The 16,172-nt window shown below is 33.2% G+C and carries 15 protein-coding genes; 6 read left to right on the forward strand and 9 right to left on the reverse strand.

Features of this window, described 5'->3' with window-relative positions:
* Window positions 1–92 precede the first annotated feature (92 nt).
* The 5 genes from RT250_RS04760 to RT250_RS04780 form a co-directional block, all read right to left on the reverse strand.
* Window positions 93–731, reverse strand: a complete 639-nt coding sequence (locus tag RT250_RS04760) for an HdeD family acid-resistance protein (protein ID WP_313112617.1) — start codon at window positions 729–731, stop codon at window positions 93–95.
* 214 nt (window positions 732–945) lie between these two features.
* Window positions 946–2,337 carry a trimethylamine monooxygenase gene (locus RT250_RS04765; protein WP_139854047.1) on the reverse strand — a complete coding sequence of 464 codons (1,392 nt, stop codon included), beginning with the start codon at window positions 2,335–2,337 and terminating at the stop codon, window positions 946–948.
* 269 nt (window positions 2,338–2,606) lie between these two features.
* A complete protein-coding gene (locus RT250_RS04770; protein ID WP_313112620.1) occupies window positions 2,607–3,023 on the reverse strand; it encodes a DUF2141 domain-containing protein in 417 nt (138 codons plus the stop codon).
* A 226-nt stretch (window positions 3,024–3,249) separates the two neighbouring features.
* Window positions 3,250–4,056: an META domain-containing protein gene (locus RT250_RS04775; protein ID WP_313112622.1), complete on the reverse strand. Its 807-nt coding sequence runs from the start codon at window positions 4,054–4,056 to the stop codon at window positions 3,250–3,252.
* A 201-nt stretch (window positions 4,057–4,257) separates the two neighbouring features.
* Entirely contained in the window at window positions 4,258–4,668 is a 411-nt protein-coding gene (locus RT250_RS04780; RefSeq protein ID WP_313112624.1) for a hypothetical protein, read from the reverse strand.
* Window positions 4,669–4,921: 253 nt separating this feature from the next.
* Here RT250_RS04780 and RT250_RS04785 point away from each other — a divergent pair, with 253 nt between their 5' ends.
* Window positions 4,922–6,493 carry a serine hydrolase gene (locus RT250_RS04785; protein WP_313112626.1) on the forward strand — a complete coding sequence of 524 codons (1,572 nt, stop codon included), beginning with the start codon at window positions 4,922–4,924 and terminating at the stop codon, window positions 6,491–6,493.
* Window positions 6,494–6,580: 87 nt separating this feature from the next.
* Window positions 6,581–7,033 carry a Na(+)-translocating NADH-quinone reductase subunit F gene (locus RT250_RS04790; RefSeq protein WP_313112627.1) on the forward strand — a complete coding sequence of 151 codons (453 nt, stop codon included), beginning with the start codon at window positions 6,581–6,583 and terminating at the stop codon, window positions 7,031–7,033.
* A 437-nt stretch (window positions 7,034–7,470) separates the two neighbouring features.
* On the opposite strand, the gene RT250_RS04795 is transcribed toward RT250_RS04790, so the two are convergent.
* Entirely contained in the window at window positions 7,471–8,865 is a 1,395-nt protein-coding gene (locus tag RT250_RS04795) for an NAD-dependent succinate-semialdehyde dehydrogenase (protein WP_313112629.1), read from the reverse strand.
* A gap of 119 nt (window positions 8,866–8,984) precedes the next feature.
* Here RT250_RS04795 and RT250_RS04800 point away from each other — a divergent pair, with 119 nt between their 5' ends.
* Window positions 8,985–9,563 carry a GNAT family N-acetyltransferase gene (locus RT250_RS04800; protein ID WP_313112631.1) on the forward strand — a complete coding sequence of 193 codons (579 nt, stop codon included), beginning with the start codon at window positions 8,985–8,987 and terminating at the stop codon, window positions 9,561–9,563.
* A 13-nt stretch (window positions 9,564–9,576) separates the two neighbouring features.
* On the opposite strand, the gene recO is transcribed toward RT250_RS04800, so the two are convergent.
* On the reverse strand, window positions 9,577–10,296 hold the full coding sequence (gene recO / locus RT250_RS04805) for a DNA repair protein RecO (RefSeq protein WP_313112633.1): 720 nt from the start codon (window positions 10,294–10,296) through the stop codon (window positions 9,577–9,579).
* Entirely contained in the window at window positions 10,296–12,593 is a 2,298-nt protein-coding gene (gene porZ / locus RT250_RS04810) for a type IX secretion system anionic LPS delivery protein PorZ (protein ID WP_313112634.1), read from the reverse strand. The genes recO and porZ overlap by 1 nt, the downstream gene beginning before the upstream one ends.
* 294 nt (window positions 12,594–12,887) lie before the next feature.
* Here porZ and RT250_RS04815 point away from each other — a divergent pair, with 294 nt between their 5' ends.
* Window positions 12,888–13,688, forward strand: coding sequence for a THC0290_0291 family protein (locus RT250_RS04815; RefSeq protein WP_313112636.1), 801 nt, complete (start codon window positions 12,888–12,890; stop codon window positions 13,686–13,688).
* Window positions 13,689–13,710: 22 nt separating this feature from the next.
* Here RT250_RS04815 and RT250_RS04820 read toward each other — a convergent pair whose 3' ends face one another.
* The gene (locus RT250_RS04820) at window positions 13,711–14,853 is read right to left on the reverse strand and encodes a cystathionine gamma-synthase (RefSeq protein ID WP_313112637.1); all 1,143 of its coding nucleotides are present in this window, start codon (window positions 14,851–14,853) and stop codon (window positions 13,711–13,713) included.
* A gap of 155 nt (window positions 14,854–15,008) precedes the next feature.
* On the opposite strand from RT250_RS04820, the gene RT250_RS04825 reads away from it, so the two are divergent.
* Both RT250_RS04825 and RT250_RS04830 read left to right on the forward strand, forming a co-directional pair.
* Window positions 15,009–15,767 carry a DUF3298 and DUF4163 domain-containing protein gene (locus tag RT250_RS04825; RefSeq protein ID WP_313112639.1) on the forward strand — a complete coding sequence of 253 codons (759 nt, stop codon included), beginning with the start codon at window positions 15,009–15,011 and terminating at the stop codon, window positions 15,765–15,767.
* A 9-nt stretch (window positions 15,768–15,776) separates the two neighbouring features.
* Window positions 15,777–16,136, forward strand: coding sequence for an arsenate reductase family protein (locus RT250_RS04830; protein ID WP_313112641.1), 360 nt, complete (start codon window positions 15,777–15,779; stop codon window positions 16,134–16,136).
* Window positions 16,137–16,172 lie beyond the last annotated feature (36 nt).

The raw sequence follows: 16,172 nt of genomic DNA on the forward strand, positions 1-16,172 counted from the left end.
CGAAATTAGGCTATTCTTATAAATATAAACGTTGAAAAATGGCCTAAAATATTTTCAAAAATACGTCTAAAACCTTCGAGAAATTTTTGATATTAACTATCCCATTCTTTGCGAATATCTTCCATAAGGATTGTATAACGATTTTTTAAATCCTCAGAAATTTCTTTAGTTGCCTTATGTATCTTCCTTAATTGGAATGCCAATAGAATGCTGAATATTCCAGCAAATAGAAAACTTAAAGCAACTAATACAACTACGCTTAATCCTGCAACCAATGGATTCCAAATTAATAAGAAGGAAACAATTGCTCCTAAAATTCCAAAAACAAGTAATCCTCCCCAATTTTTACTACCATATTTTTTGAGGTCTAAAGCAAAACTTATTGATGAAATAGAGCGGAAAAGAAGTAAAAAACCAATATAAAATGCCAGTACTGTAATTGATAGTGCTGGATGACTTAATAATGAAATGCCCACAATAAAAGTGATAATTCCAAAAGCTAAGGACCATCCCCAATTGTCTAATTGGTCTCTATTGGCAATAGAGAAAATAATTTCGGACAGTCCACTAAACAGAAATGATAGCGCAAAAAATATCGACAGTGTTAACATTGATCCTACAGGAGATGAAAACACTACTATACTTAGTATTACAAATAACAACCCAACAAATAATGGGATGTACCAATGCTTAATAGTATCTTTAATAGATTGTAAAAATGAAGTTTGCATGATTATAAATTTGGTTAATTATTGATATTTTGAAGCAATTCTTTTGAGTGATGAGTCGCATCCATCTAACTGCAAAACAAAATTACGATTAGTTCGGTGTTTTACGAACTAAAATAAATTAATCTATTGTTAAATATTCATTGACAATTTATTGTATAAAAAAACTACCCATTAAAATGTTTTAATGAGTAGTTCTATTTATGAAAAAAAAACTTTAAATGTTTTCCGGTATAGCCTCTTCCTCTTCAGGTTCGAATAAATAGCGTTCCTTACTGTCGTCAAGTTCATCCATCCAATCTGTATGATGTTCTGCAGCCATTGTTCCAGTAACTACACTTTTATATGTTTTATCACGATAGGTTAAGATGTTTTCTTCTTTGTCTTTCAACCATGATTTAAACATTTCCCCTACAGTATCTACATTAAAATCTGGATAGTCTGAAAGTGCTAGTAAATCTTTAATATAATCTGATTGGAAATCTACATGATCGAAAGATGTTTCTAATTTGTCATTTCTTTCCAACCATTTATCCATATCTAATCTTCTTTCATTTTCCTCAGGAAGTTTATAAGTTCCCATCATAAAGTCGCGTGCAACCCAAGCTTGAGCATCAAACATATTGAAGGTGTAATACTGATCTTGCATACCCAAGTAAATTAATTGAGGAAGCTTATTAAAGAAAATCCCCTTGTAGAGGTGATCTGGATAAAGATTGTTTTTTGTTTTTAATCTAAGCTCATCTGGTAAAAATGGAAACTTGTGTTGGTATCCAGTACACATAATTACAGCGTCAAACTTTTCGGTAGTCCCATCTTTAAAATAAGCAGTATCATCTTCGAAGTGCGTTACGAGTGGAAGTTCTTTTATCCCTTCTGGCCATGCAACTCCAATAGGATTACTTCTGTAGCTAAGAGTAACCGATTTTGCTCCGTGTTTATGGCATTGTACTCCAATATCTTCGGCGGAATAACTACTTCCTATCAAGAGTAAATTTTGATCTTTAAACTGATCTGCACCTCTAAAATCGTGAGCGTGTATTACTGTTCCAGGGAAGTTTTCTATTCCTTTAAAGTAAGGCATATTAGGAGTAGAGAAATGTCCAGAAGCAACAATTAGATAATCAAATTCTTCTGAATATGTTTTATCAATTTTTAAGTCGTCGAGAACAAGAGTAAACTTTTTTGTTTTTTCGTCATAACTTACCCAACGAGCTGTAGTATCGAAACGAATATATTCGCGAGCTTTACTTTTTTTGATTCTTCCTTGAATATAATCGAATAAAACTGGCCTTGGTGGATATGATGAAATAGGCTTTTTGAAATGCTCATCAAACGAATAATCAGAAAACTCTAAACATTCTTTAGGTCCATTAGACCATAAATATTTATACATACTTCCGTGGATTGGTTCGCCGTATTTACCCACACCAGTTCTCCAAGTATAATTCCACATTCCTCCCCAGTTGCTCTGCTTTTCAAAACATACTATCTCTGGAACTTCTTCGCCTTTGTTTTGCAATGCTTCAAAAGCTCTAAGTTGCGCTAAACCACTAGGTCCAGCACCAATAATACCAACTCTTTTCTTGTTCGTGCGTTTCTTATTCATAAAATAATATAGTTATATCAAGCACATTACTTTAAGTAACTGCTTAATGTTAATAATCGATTGTGAAAACGTTGCGATGGGCAACTAGAAAGTCTAATTACTAGACTTAAAATAAGTGGTGGTTAGCTTAAGAATATGCCAAAAAAAACCTCTTAATACGATAATTTTAAAACACAATGGCGCGAATATACCAATTTATTGCGTAATTAACAATATTTAGGTTTTAAAGATTTGGTTTTAAACGAGTTGTGGTTGTAAAATGCTGCTCTCTAATTTAACAGAGATATTCTAACCGATTTATCTGAATTCAATTGAAATTGACAATCTTCAAAAGTAGGGGCAGAAAACTTCGGTTTTATGTTGTTAGAGAAGGCATATGGTTCTTTGGGAATACCAAAAAAGTTTTGATTGCAAATTTTATCATCGTTAAGATCTTGAAACAGTGAAATTGCATATGTCCCTTTTGGAATATTTTTTACAGTAATAGTTTCCGTACTATTATTTACAGCAATTGAAATACTTTTATAAGCTTGACCTTTTTCTAGAAATCGATCGCCATTGTTAAAAAGACCAATTTCAATAGTACCATTTACTTCCTTAATATTATCAACGGTTATGGTAAGCGTAAAAGTATCGGTTTGTGGTTGAGAAATGAAAAAGTAAAAAAATATAAGAAAGTAATTCATCTGGGTGTTTTAATTAAAATCACACACTAAGTTCTTGATTGTTAAATTTAAATACTAAATATAATAAATAGTATGAAATAGAAGAAATTAATAATATTGATGGAAAACCGCAATCTTAAAAATCGTTAGTTTTCCATCATTTTGCTTTATTTTCCGTATTGATTAAACTGAAAAAGCGGCAAGTAAAATCACTTTTGTAATTCAGCACAATAAAGACAATTAAATTTTAATTGAAGTAAACAGCTTCAAAAACGGCTAGAGGAGCTCTTTTTCCAACATTTAATGTAAGAGTATTTCCATCGATAGTGTAATTATCTGCTATTTGGAATATTTTTAGAAAATCAGTCTCATTAATATCAACATCAGGACAAGCCATCATTGTAGATCCCATATTTATAAAACGAATTCTATTTCCTTTTTCTAGCTTGTAAGACCCTAAAATCGTGTTACAACCTGCAAAACCAGTTACTCGATTATCATCAGATTTTAACATGAAAAATATTTCTTTTTCTTGATTTTTAACCATCTTGATATCCTTTCCTTCAAGCTTTTTCAATTTCCAATATTTCTCTACAATAGGTTCTGCAGAAGTTTTAGCTTTTTTAAATACAGCCAAAGGTGCTCTTCTACCCACATTTAATTCTAATCTATCTCCATTAACTGTATAGTTATCGGCTAAATTAAAAATCTCTAAAAAGTCATTTTCATTTATAGCGCCTTCAGGGCAAGCCATTCTTGTTGCACCTAAAGCCGAAAATCTAATTCTATTTCCTTCTTCTAGATTATAAATCCCAAAAAAACTGTTACAACCAGAGAAACCATTTATGCGGTTTTCTTCAGTACTCAGTGTAAAACTTATTTCTTTTCCATTTTGAAAAGCATCAACTTTTTGTCCTTCCAATGTTTCAAGAACCCATTTGGTATTTGTGATTTCTACTTGGTCGCTATTAGTTGACATACTTTTGTTTTGATTTACACCACAACTGAACAATGTTAGTGCGGCAAATGCAATGGTAAATAATTGAAATTTCATAATTTATATTTTTTTGGAAAACTAAGTTTTAAATTTCACACGAATACTTATCAAAACCCTAAAATAATGTGAAGGTTATTGTAATCTGTGGACATACATTTCATAAAGCGGGCCATAAATTGGAAATGCCGTAAAAACTAAATATTTTATGATAAGTTTCACCTTTCAGAGTTACATAAATATAGCTATGAAAAGAGGTATTTATTTTTTCCACTCTCTTTTATTATAAACTAATTGAATAATTTTCCTAAAACTGTCTTCGTGAATTTGGTAATCGTGAGGGTTTAATAGTTCTTTCATTTCCTTGTTTAATTTCACTACAAGTTCATCAAACTTAGTTTTTCTTTCAGAATCGGTATAATTGTATTTGGACGAGCCAAGGCTAGATATTTTGTACGTATAGTAATTTAATAATGAAAGATAGCCGTCACGTTCCTCTTCAGTAAGATCCATCTGCAAAATTTGTTCATAATGCCAATACTGCAAATAATCTTTATCTCTTGATGAAAAAATTTCTTCAGTTTTATCGTTTTCACTCACAACATCAGCATTTTGAGCCAAACTTGTGAAATTGATAAATAATGAAATGCTAATAATTAGAAGTGATTTCATATTGTGAGTTTAGGTTAAGGTTTTAATATATTCATCTTAAAAATAATGTTTTAATAGCAATAGATGCGCTGTAAATTATTAAATATCAATATTATTCCTAAAATATTGTTGATTTTGTTTGTACTTTTTAGAAACATTTATGCAATTTTAATACCCTTAGGTTGGAATTTACTAGGGTTCGACTTAGAAAATAACAAACGGGTTAGGGAAAGAATACCTATTTTTAGGCTTTAATTTCAAAATATCATTTTATATGAATCCAATTGCTATTAAAACTTCTCTACTTTTTATTTTTTTATTGTCTTTTAATCTTTCTGTTACCTCACAAGAATTGAGTAGTTCTCAAATTGATAGTTTGGTAAATAAAACCATGGAAACTTTTGACGTTCCAGGTATGGCTGTAGCCGTTTTAAAAGATGGAAAAATCTATCATAAAAACACTTATGGTGTTCGTTCACTAAAAACGAACCAAAAGGTTAACGAAAATACACTTTTTGGAGTTGCTTCAAATACTAAAGCATTTACAACTGCTGCGCTTGCTCAATTAATTGATCAAGGGAAATTGGAGTGGGATACAAAAGTAACTGATATTATCCCAGAGTTTAAATTACACGATTCCTACGTCACGGCCGAATTTACAGTACGCGATTTGGTGACGCACAGAAGTGGTCTAGGATTAGGTGCAGGTGATTTAATGGTTTTTCCAGCAAAAAATACTACAACAATGGATGAAATGATTCATAACCTGAGGTATTTAAAACCAGTATCTTCTTTCCGTTCAAAATATGATTATGACAACCTTCTCTACATTGTAGCGGGGGAGATAGTAGCACGAGTTTCTAATAAAGATTTCGACACTTATATAGAAGATAACTTCTTTAAACCTTTGGGGATGAATCGCTCCTTGCTTTCAATTCCAGAAATTGATGCTGATAATAACCGTATAGACGGGCACGCTCCTGTAGATGGAAAATTAGAAATAACAGGTTATACGTTTACTCAAATAGCTACGCCTGCAGCTGGGATTTACGCTTCTATAAACGATATGAGCAAATGGGTTCAAGCGCAAATAGACGAAGGAAAATACGGGGAAAAACTTCAAGACAGCCTATTTAGCAAAAAGATGCATCGTGAAATGTGGACGCCACAAACTTTAGTTAGAAGAGGGAAAGGACATTACAACACTCATTTCTCAGCTTATGGCTTAGGATGGTTTCTAAGTGATGTAAATGGTCACTTTCAAGCGACTCATACAGGTGGTTTATTAGGAATAGTTAGTCAGGTTACCATAATTCCAGAATTAGAATTAGGGATTATTGTACTTACCAATCAACAAAGTGGCGCTGCTTTTTCAGCAATTACCAATTCTATTAAAGACGGATATTTTGGAATAAACGGCGAAGACAGAATTAAGGACTACAACGAACGTCGATTAAAAGGAGAGCGCGCTGAGGATAGCATTAATGCTCAAATAGCATCAGATTTAAAAATTCAATTAAAAAATAAAGCACCAAAACTAAAACCTTCTAATATTTTAGGAACTTATAAAGATCCTTGGTTTGGGAAAGTGGAAATCAGTAATCAAAACGGAAAAATTCGTTTTAAAGCTGAAAAGGCTATAGATCTAGTTGGTTCTATGACTTTTTATAAGGGAACTACTTATATTGTACGTTGGGATGACACCTCACTTAAAGCAGATGCCTTTGTGAATTTTAATCTTGATACCGAAGGAAAAGCCAAAGGGTTTAAAATGAGTCCAATTTCACCACTTACCGATTTTAGTTATAACTATCAAGATTTGGATTTTCACAGAGTAGAGAAATAGAATTGCTGTAACCTCTAAAAAAAGAACCAATATTTTTGTGGGGTTTTTAAAATTCCTTAATTTCATAGTGCTGTAAATTAAGTAATTATGGAATTAACCAAAAGATTGGATGATGCTTTAGATAAACTGTATACTGCTTTTCATAATGGCACTTTAAACGCTGAGTGTTGCAAGAGTTGTGCTGTTGGCACTATATGTAATAATACTGATAGCTGGAAGTATTTAAGCGATTATCACGGTTCGTTGCAGTTAAACTATGTGGGCTTAGTGCATCAAAGGCTAGGTAGAAGATTCTTTGGATATACGCCATTAGAGCTACTAAAAATAGAGAAAGAATTTCTTAAAGGCTGTGGCTATGCATTGCCATTGAATCACAAAAATGCTAAACCTGAATTTACTACTTCTAAAGAAACACTTTTTAAAGGACTGTGTGCTGCTGTTAATTTTTTATGCAGTCTCGATAATGTAGACAATGTTATGGAATTTTATCCAGTTTATGAGAAAGTAATGGAATGTCAAAAATTTGAAGTTGTAAAATGAACCCTCTCTATTTTTCAGAATATCGAAATAAAGAGGGTATTATTTAAAAGTCGTATCATTAGATTTTTCTAAGTGCCACAAATAGTTTCGTGTTAGCCATTTGCGGGTAAAAACGAAATAAGTTTTCCATACCTCGTAAAGATAATTGAGCGTATTATGTCTTTATCAAAAGAGTATTTAATAGATTTTACCTTTTTCCAGAACAGGTTGTTTTAACCATTTATTATTGTTTCATATATCCTGTAACCACTAAATACTTATCCTTTAATATTCTTCGTCAATTGCACGATTTAAAATTAATTAACAAAGGAACTCATTCAAATCTTTAATATTATCTTAGAAAATACATATTGAATTTAAGATTATCCTATTAAAGATTTATTGATTTAAAAAAGAAATTGATAAATTCTGTATAATATCAGAGGTATTGGCTTAAATTATTTTTTCAATTTCATTATAGCCTTATGATTTACGAATTCCATCATTCCGAAGCCTCCGTGTTCACGACCATAACCAGAATTTTTTACACCGCCAAATGGCATATTGGGCTGTGCTAATCCAAATCCGTTAATAAAAACCATTCCGGTATCGAAATATTTTCTCGCAAGTTCAATAGCGTTTTTTTCGTTTTTAGAAAAAATTCCACCACCAAGCCCGAATTCACTATCATTGGCTATTCGCATGGCATCATCTTGATCTTTGGCTCGTATTAGAGAGGCAACCGGGCCAAATAACTCATCATCATAAGCAGGTTGTCCAGGTTTTACATTATCAAGCACTGTAGCTGGATAGAAAAACCCTTCACCTTCAGGCATTTCTCCGCCGCATAATAATTTGGCGCCACTACTTACACTTTCTTCAACTTGTTCGTGTAGCGTCTTGCGAAGGTCTTCCCTTGCCATTGGTCCAATTTTAGAATCTTTGTCTGTTGGATCGCCGTGTTTTATTTTTTTCATTTGCTCAACAAATGCATCACGAAATTGATCATAAAGCTTATCTACTACAATAAAGCGTTTGGCGGCTACGCAAGTTTCTCCATTATTGTAAATACGACCTTGAACACAAGTTTTTACAGCCATATCCAAATCTGCGTCTTCCAAAACAATGTAAGCATCGTTACTTCCTAATTCCATAACAGTTTTCTTTAATGCTGCTCCAGCTTTTTTTGCAATTACTTTTCCTGCAGCTGGGCTTCCAGTAAGGGTTACTCCTCTAATAAGCTCGTGCTCTATAACATTATCACTTTGATCGTGAGATATTTTTAGTACAGTAAATAGATTTTTTGGCAACCCTGCATCTTCATAAATTTTCTGAAGCATTATTCCTGTTCCTGTAACATTTTCGGCGTGTTTTAGCAATACGGCATTTCCTGCCATTAGATTGGCAATAGAATAACGTATTACTTGATAAACTGGAAAATTCCATGGTTGAATTCCGTAGATTATACCTATGGGTGAATGGGTAATTATTCCCGTTCCGCCATTTGGTAATTCTCGTTCTTCATCTTTAAATTTGTCGGGACCATTACTAGCTGTCCAATCGCATATGCTCGCACAAAGCTCTATTTCTTGTTTACTCTGTTTTAGCAATTTCCCCATTTCTTGGGTCATCAATTTAGATAACTCTTCTGAATTTGCTTTTAAGCCCTCACCGATAGCACTTATTATTTTCCCTCTCTCTGTATGCGAAACAAGACGCCAATCTAGAAATGCTTCTTGACATTTAGTAATTGCATTTTCAACTTCTTTATCACTCATTAGAGGGTATTTCTTAATTTCTTTACCATTTGTAGGATTTATGGTAATTAACACCTTTTCATTTTCTTTTTTCATGTCTTATGTTTTTGTTGAATATATTATTTTAAGTAGGAACTCTATCTTAAGAAATTGTTATTCTTTTGAAAATTGTTAGGAGTTTGGCTTACTTTGGCGGTTGAAAATTCTGAATAGATATGAAAAATGTAGAGACTTCAAATATTCGCGCAGCTAAACCTGAGGACTTTAAAAACGTTGTACCCTTAATGGTTCAAGCAATGGAAGAATTAGCTTGTGCTTTTGCTAATACTAATAAGGTTGAAGATACTTACGAGCTGTTTGCACATTTCTTTCAGCAAAAAGAAAATCAATATAGTTTTAATCACACGCTAGTTTATGAAGAAGATGGGGTGATAATGGGTTCTATTACAACCTATGACGGGAAATTACTGCCTATATATAGAAAACCATTTATGGAATATATAGCAAAAAAGTATGGTGTGAACGACTTGGTGATTGAGGATGAAACTGCTCCTGGGGAAGTATATATCGATACGGTAAGTGTTTCTCCCAATTATCAAGGAAAAGGAATCGGTAAAAAACTAATTGCTGCTGCAATAGATAAAGCAAGAATAGAAGGTCATGAAAAAATAGGACTTCTAGTAGATTTCAATAATCCAAATGCAAAAAAGCTGTATTTAAAATTAGGCTTTCAAAGTGTTGGAAGAAAGCAACTTGGCGATGGCGATTACGAACATCTTCAGCTTAAATTATAATCAATAATTAGCTTTAATTAAATAACTCGTTTAATATAGCCAGAGATTTTGGTTTGTGATAACCTTGTACGTGGAAGCTATAGTACGTTAAAAGTAATTCTAACACTAGTTTTCTATCGTCTTTGGTAAGTTTAATGTTATTTAGATTTTTGGCATTTACATTGAAGAACTTTTTAAAATTTTCAACTTGTGGCCCCTCAAAACATATATTTTCAAAATCTGTTTTTTGGAAAATACCTGCTTCAATGTTGAAATATTTTCCTTCTATGCTGGAGGTGTCAGGATAGAAACCTAAATACATACTTAATTTTAAGAGGAAGTAAATATGGAAGTTGGCAACTTCATCATTTTGATCGAGCCATATAAACGAATTTTCTAGAAAAGAATAAAGTTCCTCGTTTACTTCTTCTTCACGAATACAGTTTTTAAGCATTTCAGATAAAAACATCACGAGACTAGATTTTACTATATCTGTGTGTAAAGATTCATATGGATAAAATATTTTGGCATCCTTAATATATTCTAAGGTGCCTTTATTTTTGTGATTCGCAATTATTTCTAATTGAGTAAGAGGCTGAAAGAATGAAGTTCTTAATTTTCCTTTTTTCGACTTAAGGATGTTGCGTAATAGATAAGTTTTAATGCCTGCTGCTTCAGTATAACAAACAGCAATCAAATCGGCTTCAGAATATTTTATAGCTGAAAATACAATGGCTTTTGTAGCAACAACCATTATCGAATTATCATTATTTTAGAAACTTTAGTTTCGGCATAATCATCAGTGGTTACCATTACAAAGTAAACTCCAGACCTCACTTTATATTTTCCGAAGGCAGTAGTGTCCCAAAGGATGCTTCCCCCTTCAGAAGTTTGTTCAAATACAAGGCTTCCGTTAATATCGGTAATTTTAATATTAGCTCCAGCTGTAAGTCCATCTATAGTAACATTCCCATTGAACCCGGGGCGTACAGGGTTAGGAAAGGCACGTAACTTCTCTAAGTTTTCACTTGGTGCAGTGGCACTACCTTTGTAGGCTATTAATCCTTGGGCAGTTGCAAAGTATACAACTCCGCTGTTTGGATCGATAGCTATATCCTGTACATTATTTGTTGGTAACGGAGAATTGTCCTTATTAAATCGCAATAGGGTTTCCTGTCCATTTGGGGAGAGATAAAATACTCCAGAAGTGGCAGTTGAAACCCATTTATTGTTTGAACCGTCAACTTCAATATCTGTAATGGATTGTTCGTAAAGCAATTCTTGAGGAACTCCGTTTTCTAAAATAATTATAGCTTGAGACTGTGGAATTGATCCTTCATCAAAAAAGCTTCCTGGACTGTATAGCACTCTAAGTCCTTTTAAGGTTCCAATCCATAGTCTGTTTTGATTGTCCAGAGCTAATGCTCTAACACTTAAGTTGGGTAAGTTTCCAGACCCTGTGCCTTCACCAATTTTGTTGAACTTATTTGTTGTAGAATTATAGCCTACCATCCCACTGCCATAAGTTCCGAAAAAAATATTGTTAGCTCGATCGACAACTAATTTTGTCATGGCAAAATCGGATACAGGATCAATAATACTTGAAATATCTATTTTTTGAAATTGTCCTCCAGGAGATAATTTTACAAGCGCATCATCTGTTCTACTTTGCAAAAACCAAAGGTTACCTTGACGATCATAATCTGAACCATATATTCTTATCCCCGCGTCACTTCCATTTATTATGGCTTTATCAAGAGGGCTGTTATTTTCGTTGTACAGTATTGATGGTGTGCCTTCAACCATTTTAAGCAATCCGAATTGAAAACTACTCATAAAAACCTCGTTGGGGTCTTGTGGATTTATAGTTACGTTAATTAAATCTGTAGGTTCTCCATTTACTGCAGTGCTTATATCTTCATAAGAAATATTAGTCCAAATTGAATCTTTAAGCTGACTAACACCATATCTAGACAATGGGTATGGGTTAAAATGTACTGTAACTTCCCCAAAGGTCACCCAAAGTTGATTTTCACTTGCATCTAATGCAAAAGGCCTGTTCCTTATTGGGCCATTTGGTAAAATTTGGGTTGCTTGATTACTTCCTATTGGCACTATAAGCAAGCCATCCTCTGTTGTTCCTAAGTAAACATTGTTCCCAAAAACGAGGCCGGATTGAAGCTTTAAGTCGAAATCAATAACGTTGTTTACCATTGCTTCTTCAATAAAACCATCGGAGAAAGCTTGAACGGAATTACTTGTCGTTATGGTAAGCAAGTTATCTGCTTTTCGAAAACTTTGAATATTAGTATTAAAATTACGTATAGTTGTAGTCCCGCCTTGAGGAGTTACTTTTAATACAGCATTTGAAGAATTAGCAGCATAAATACCTGAACCTAATGTTTCTATGGCTTTAAATCCACCTCCAACAATAGTAGTCCACTGTCTGTAATCTATTAAATCGTCGTTATCAACTAATGCTCTTTTTATACCATCAGTAGATGAAGCAGCATAAATATAAGGCTCTTGAATTGTGGTTTGTACAATATCAATTTGAGTGCCCAAATCTCCAATAAAATAAGTATCTCCAAATTCTAAACGCGAAAGGTCATACACTGAAATCCCATATTGTGTGGATAAATACAGCTGACCGTTGTGTTCTCGAATGTTATTAATTCGTTTTTTATTAGGAGGAATGGATTGTTTTTCAATGATATCTACCACTTTTAATACATTCTGATCGTCTTTTTTTACGATTTCAATAAGTCCATTTTCATATCCAATAATCAATAAGTCAAAATCATCACTGTAGTGAATTGTGGTTATAGAATTTCCTGAAAGGCCATTTATCGAAGAAATAGTTTTTATTTCTTGGGTATTGAGATTGTAGGTGAATACAGCATTTTCAGCACCTACAAAAATAGTATTATCGCCTTGGGAAATATCTTTTACTGAAACATAAGAAAAATGACCAGTCCATTGGTCTTCATAGTTCTGAGCAGTTGCCAGAATGGGGATTAACAATAGGAAAGCAATAGCCCACCACTTCATAAAATAAGTTTTGTATAATAACTTGCTAAAATACCATTTATTGCAATATCAAAATAAATACAAGTATAAAGTTTTCTCAAACTTTAAATATTGGGCATTCAGAAAATATTGGCAAATTAGTTTTCTTCACAGTTTGTAACGTTCAAAACTGCAGTTAAAGAACTTGTTTTATATTCATTTAAACATCAGAATATCACTTGAATAATTATAAATTAACTAATTAGTAGAATAAAATTCAGACGTTTAACAAGTTTTTATATATTTGTTATCATACAATTTAATCCCATATACATAATGAACATAAGAACTTGGCTTTTGGTAATTTCCTTTTTGGGGCTATTCCAACAAGCGGTATATGGTCAATTTGGCTTTTCTAATGAGGTAGGAATTATTGCTGGTCCAGTAGCATTTTATTCAGATTTCGGTCAACGGCATGATTTTGAAACAAATTCAGGTAATATTGGTTTTGGAGTAGGTATCGTTCACTATCTAAATTTTGCATATAGGGGTGATTTCAATATCTACACGAGATACACTTATTTTAACGATCACTTCAAAGTAAGGTCTGAGCTTGATTATCACGTAACAAAGCTTCAACATTATGGCGAGTGGGTAGCTCCAGATAAAACATCATTATTTGCTGATCAGCTCCGTGCTATGTCTGGTGAAGTAACGGTTTTAGATATTGGTACTCGATTAGAGTATTATCCATTAAGCATTAGGGCTTTTCAAGCAAATGGCTATAAATTAATGCCGTATATAGGATTAGGAATTCATTGGGTACATTACAAACCAGAAGTTCGATCTTCATTGGGAGATTTAAATAGCCCGATAACAACTCCGGTTAAATACTTTAATGCATTTCAACAACAAGCTGGATCAACTTTTTCGGTAGTTGGAAGTGTAGGTGTTAGATACAAAATTGGTCAGTTTAGCGACATTATGCTAGACAGCCGTTGGCAACAATATTTTACAGACTGGGCGGATGGCTTAAATCCTACTCTAGAAAATAATGGAGAAAGACCAGTTCCAGAAAACAAATCGAATGATTGGATTTATTGGTTAAATGTGGGATACATTTATTATATAAATTAATTAATGTCACATTTCAAAAACCTTAACCAATAGCTTGTTTTAAATCTGCAATTAAATCTTCTACATCTTCTATCCCCACAGATAGACGTATTAACGAATCTACAATACCTAATTTTTCTCGCTCCTCTTTTGGAATGCTAGCATGAGTCATGCTTGCAGGGTGTCCTGCGAGGCTTTCTACGCCACCCAGACTTTCAGCTAATGTGAAAATTTTTAGGTTTTCAACTATTCTAACTGCTTCATTATAATTGTTGCCTTTGGTAACAAATGAAATCATTCCTCCAAAATCTTTCATTTGCTCTTTTGCTATTGAATGATTTGGGTGAGTTTTAAATCCTGGCCAATAAACTTTTTCAATTTTCGAGTGTTGCGCTAAATATTCAGCGATAGCTTTTCCATTTTCACAATGGCGTTGCATACGTATATGTAGTGTTTTTAAACCTCGTAAAACCAAAAAGCTATCCTGTGGCCCACAAACAGCACCGCTAGCGTTTTGTATAAAATACAGTTTGTCTGCTAATTCCTTGTCTCTTACAATTAAACCACCCATTACCACATCGCTATGACCTCCTAAGTATTTAGTAGCGCTGTGCATAACGATATCTGCTCCTAAATCTAATGGTTGCTGAAGATAAGGTGATGCAAAAGTATTATCAACGGCTAAAAGCAATTTATGTTTTTTAGCGATTAATCCAACTTTTTTAATATCAACAATATTTAAAAGCGGGTTTGTAGGGGTTTCTACCCAGATAAGTTTAGTGTTACTATTTATGTATTTTTCAATAGCGTTGGCATTGTCCATTCCAACAAAATGAAAGGTAATTCCAAAACCTTCAAAAATCTTTGTAAATAATCGATACGTGCCACCGTAAAGGTCGTTTGTTGTGATTACCTCATCACCAGGTTTAAAAAGCTTCATTACTGCGTCAATAGCAGCAAGCCCACTCCCAAAAGCTAAACCAAATTTTCCGTTTTCAATACTCGCAAATGCAGCTTCCAAAGCAGCGCGTGTGGGATTGGCACTACGCGAATATTCGAAACCCTTATGTCCACCAGGTGTAGTTTGCGAATAAGTGGAGGTTTGATAAATAGGGGGCATTACAGACCCATAAGCTGGGTCGCTATTTTCTTGTCCGCCGTGAATGGTTTTAGTGTTAAATTTCATAGTAAATTTTTAAAACTTAAAAACATAATTTACTATTCTAAAATAATTATATATCATTTAATAAAAATTTCACAATAGCTGATTTTAAAGTTATTACTTTTGAAAGAATAAATCTACTCCAATGGAGAAACAAATTAACCAATCTTTAAAATAGTATGTATAAAAAATACGCGGTAGTAATTTTAGTTTTAATTGCTCTAACAAGTTGTACCGAAGATAAGAGTATAGCATTTTCACCTCAAAGCTTAACCGAAAAAGAACTATCGTATTGTAAAGACAAAGACTGCCCTGAAGTTACAATAAACTATGTTGAAGTTTTTGGAAATGAGCGTATTGCAGGAAAGATTAATAACAAAATTAAATCCTTTATTTATCAGTCGCTTTTGTTAGGTGAAGAAACAACTCCAAAAGCCAAAACCATTGAGGATGCAGCAACTGGATTTATAGAGGTGTACTATGCCGACAAAGAGCAATTTCCTGATATGGCCGGTGAATATTTTGCCGAGATTTCGGTAAACGAAATATACAAGGCTGATAACCATGTTTGTTTTGAACTGCGCCAATATCTTTATACTGGTGGTGCTCACGGATATGGAACTACAACATTTTTAAATATCGACCCGAGAACTGGAGAAGAACTTTCTGAAAATGAACTTTTTAAAAACAAAAATGAATTTGTCGATTTCGCCGAAGAAAAGTTCCGTACTCAACAAGAAATTGATAAAAATGAATCGATAAACGCTACAGGATTTACCTTTAAAAATGATAAGTTTAATCTTCCGGAAAGTTTTGGTTTTATACAAGACAGTTTAATTTTTGTGTACAACCAGTACGAAATTGCAAGTTACGCCGATGGCCCAATCGAGCTAAAAATTGCTTTAAAGGAAGCAAAACCATTTTTAAAGATTGATTAAATTTGAATTATGCAAAAAGTATACTATTTATCCACTTGCGACACGTGTAAGCGTGTTATGAATGAAATTGAAATTCCTTCGTCGTTTATAAAGCAAGACATAAAAGTTCAGGGGGTCTCAGAAGAGGAATTAACAGAGCTTTTCAACCTTACCAACAGCTACGAAGATCTTTTTAGTAGAAGAGCAAAACTCTATCAAGAGCGGAACTTAAAAAACGAAGAACTTCTAGAGGAGGATTTTAAAAACTTAATTCTAGAGCATTATACGTTTTTAAAGCGCCCTGTAATTATTAATAACGACAAGATATTTATTGGCAGTAGTAAAAAAACGGTTGCAGCAGCTAAAGAGTCTATTCACCCAAATAAATAAACACTTAACATTATAGCCTAAAAAATAGGTGCATTT

This window comes from Aequorivita sediminis, from assembly GCF_032080575.2.
Taxonomy (GTDB): domain Bacteria; phylum Bacteroidota; class Bacteroidia; order Flavobacteriales; family Flavobacteriaceae; genus Aequorivita; species Aequorivita sediminis.

What these genes read in the sequence shown, in the direction of transcription:
- RT250_RS04785 (WP_313112626.1), top strand. Translation starts at nt 4,922, where the DNA reads ATGAATCCAATTGCTATTAAAACTTCTCTACTTTTTATTTTTTTATTG.
- recO (WP_313112633.1), bottom strand. Translation starts at nt 10,296, where the DNA reads ATGGTTGTTGCTACAAAAGCCATTGTATTTTCAGCTATAAAATATTCT.
- RT250_RS04820 (WP_313112637.1), bottom strand. Translation starts at nt 14,853, where the DNA reads ATGAAATTTAACACTAAAACCATTCACGGCGGACAAGAAAATAGCGAC.
- RT250_RS04770 (WP_313112620.1), bottom strand. Translation starts at nt 3,023, where the DNA reads ATGAATTACTTTCTTATATTTTTTTACTTTTTCATTTCTCAACCACAA.
- RT250_RS04795 (WP_313112629.1), bottom strand. Translation starts at nt 8,865, where the DNA reads ATGAAAAAAGAAAATGAAAAGGTGTTAATTACCATAAATCCTACAAAT.
- RT250_RS04830 (WP_313112641.1), top strand. Translation starts at nt 15,777, where the DNA reads ATGCAAAAAGTATACTATTTATCCACTTGCGACACGTGTAAGCGTGTT.
- RT250_RS04790 (WP_313112627.1), top strand. Translation starts at nt 6,581, where the DNA reads ATGGAATTAACCAAAAGATTGGATGATGCTTTAGATAAACTGTATACT.
- RT250_RS04775 (WP_313112622.1), bottom strand. Translation starts at nt 4,056, where the DNA reads ATGAAATTTCAATTATTTACCATTGCATTTGCCGCACTAACATTGTTC.
- RT250_RS04825 (WP_313112639.1), top strand. Translation starts at nt 15,009, where the DNA reads ATGTATAAAAAATACGCGGTAGTAATTTTAGTTTTAATTGCTCTAACA.
- porZ (WP_313112634.1), bottom strand. Translation starts at nt 12,593, where the DNA reads ATGAAGTGGTGGGCTATTGCTTTCCTATTGTTAATCCCCATTCTGGCA.
- RT250_RS04765 (WP_139854047.1), bottom strand. Translation starts at nt 2,337, where the DNA reads ATGAATAAGAAACGCACGAACAAGAAAAGAGTTGGTATTATTGGTGCT.
- RT250_RS04780 (WP_313112624.1), bottom strand. Translation starts at nt 4,668, where the DNA reads ATGAAATCACTTCTAATTATTAGCATTTCATTATTTATCAATTTCACA.
- RT250_RS04760 (WP_313112617.1), bottom strand. Translation starts at nt 731, where the DNA reads ATGCAAACTTCATTTTTACAATCTATTAAAGATACTATTAAGCATTGG.
- RT250_RS04815 (WP_313112636.1), top strand. Translation starts at nt 12,888, where the DNA reads ATGAACATAAGAACTTGGCTTTTGGTAATTTCCTTTTTGGGGCTATTC.
- RT250_RS04800 (WP_313112631.1), top strand. Translation starts at nt 8,985, where the DNA reads ATGAAAAATGTAGAGACTTCAAATATTCGCGCAGCTAAACCTGAGGAC.